The sequence below is a fragment of the Streptomyces sp. NPDC000941 genome (assembly GCF_053599555.1).
Genome location: NZ_JBSFMM010000506.1, coordinates 1 through 2,241, shown reverse-complemented (window position 1 = coordinate 2,241; position 2,241 = coordinate 1). Strand labels below are relative to the sequence as shown.

General features: G+C 67.5%; 1 protein-coding gene. It reads left to right on the top strand.

Annotation, left to right across the window (positions count from 1 at the left end; genetic code table 11):
• Positions 1-2,241, top strand: a 2,241-nt coding sequence (locus ACWDSL_RS53125; RefSeq protein ID WP_450496928.1) for an SDR family NAD(P)-dependent oxidoreductase, incomplete at both ends; no start/stop codon positions are given.

Genomic DNA, 2,241 nt, shown 5'->3' with positions numbered 1-2,241 from the left:
CCCAACCACTGGGGCGGACTCATCGACCTCCCCACCACCCCCACACCACAACACCTCCACCACCTCACCACCGCCCTCACCACCCAACACAACGACGATCAGCTGGCCATCCGCGACACGGGGCTACAGACCCGACGCCTGGCCCGGACCACTACCACATCCAGCAACCCCCAGCCCTGGAAGCCCCACGGCACCATCCTCATCACCGGCGGCACCGGAGCCATCGGCACCCACATCGCCACCTGGATCGCCACCCACCACCCCCACTGCCACCTCCTCCTCACCAACCGACAAGGACCCAACACACCCCACAACACCCAACTCCACCACCACCTCACCCAACTCGGCACCACCACCACCATCACCACCTGCGACACCACCAACCCCAACCAACTCACCAACCTCCTCAACACCATCCCCCCAACCCACCCCCTCACCACCATCATCCACACCGCAGGTGTCCTCGACGACGCCACACTGACCGCTCAGACTCACGATCGCCTGTCGACCGTTCTTGGCCCCAAGGCACACGCCGCCCACCATCTGCACAACCTCACCCGACATCTGGACCTCGATGCCTTTGTTCTGATCTCCTCCACGGCGGCCACCTTCGGCAGCCCTGGGCAGGCCAACTACGCCGCCGCCAACGCCTACCTCGACGCCCTGGCCCAGCACCGCCGCGCCCAAGGACTCCCTGCCACCTCCGTCGCCTGGGGACTGTGGGAACAGGGCGGCCTGGCCAACGCCGAAATCACCGGGCACCTCGCACGCCGAGGTCTGCTCCCGATGCCCACGGAACCGGCGCTCACCGCGCTTTCGCAGGCCATCGCCACCCCGGGCCAAGCCCACCACATCATCGCCGACATCGACTGGGGTGCCTTCGCCGTCAATCTCAGCCCCAGCGGCGAATCCGTTCCGCTCACCCAGGACATTCCCGAGGCCCAGAGGCAACGTACCCGGCAGGCGATGGATCAGGATTCCGAGACGGCCCTGCACCGGCAACTGGCCGACCGGAACCCGGGAGAGCAGCGGGAGGTGCTTCTCCAACTCGTACGGGCGCAGGTGGCCGCGGTCCTCGGACACAGCGACGTCGACGCGGTGCCCTCCGACCGGCCCTTCAAGGAACTGGGACTCGATTCCCTCGCCGCTGTCGAGACCCGCAACCGGCTGACCGCCCTCGCCGGACTCCGTCTCCCCACCAGCCTCATCTTCGATCACCCGACGCCGACCAAGCTCGCCCAGTATCTGCAAACCGAATTGGCGGGTGAGGAATCCGGCCCAGCGAGCGCACCACCATCCAGTCCCGCTGCCAAAGCCGACGACTCCATCGCGATCATCGGCATGGCGTGCCGGTTCCCGGGCGGCGTGAGTACGCCCGAGGAGTTCTGGGATCTCGTCCTCATGGAACGCGACGCGATCGCGGACTTCCCGACAAACCGCGGCTGGGATCTTGCGGGAATCTTCCACCCTGACCCCGCACACAAGGGCACCTGTTACACCCAGCAGGGCGGCTTCTTGTACGACGCCGCCGAGTTCGACCCCGCCTTCTTCGACATCAGCCCCCGCGAGGCCCTGGCCATGGACCCCCAGCAGCGGCTCTTGCTGGAGACCAGCTGGGAGGCTCTGGAGCGAGCGCACATCGACCCACGGTCGCTGCAAGGCAGTCCTGTCGGTGTCTTCACCGGCATCAACGCCCAGGACTACGCGATCCACCTGGAGCGTTCACCGGAGTCCGTCGAGGGCTACGTCCTCACCGGCAGCTCGAGCAGCATCGCATCGGGCCGAATCGCTTACACCCTGGGCTTGGAGGGTCCCGCCGTCACCGTGGACACGGCGTGTTCGTCGTCCCTGGTCGCCCTGCATCTGGCCAGCCAGGCACTGCGGTCAGGGGAATGCACGATGGCCTTGGCCGGCGGCGTCACCGTCATGTCCACCCCCACCACTTTCGTCGAGTTCGCGCGACAGCGGGGCCTGTCCACAGACGGTCGGTGCCGCGCCTTCTCCTCCACCGCTGATGGAACCGGCTGGGGCGAGGGCGTGGGCATCTTGTTGGTGGAGCGGTTGTCGGATGCGCGGCGGTTGGGGCATCGGGTGTTGGCGGTGGTGCGGGGTAGTGCGGTGAATCAGGACGGGGCGAGTAACGGGCTGACGGCGCCGAATGGTCCGTCGCAGCAGCGGGTGATCCGGCAGGCGCTGGCCGCGGCAAGGCTGACGGCCCCGGAGATCGACGCGGTGGAGGGG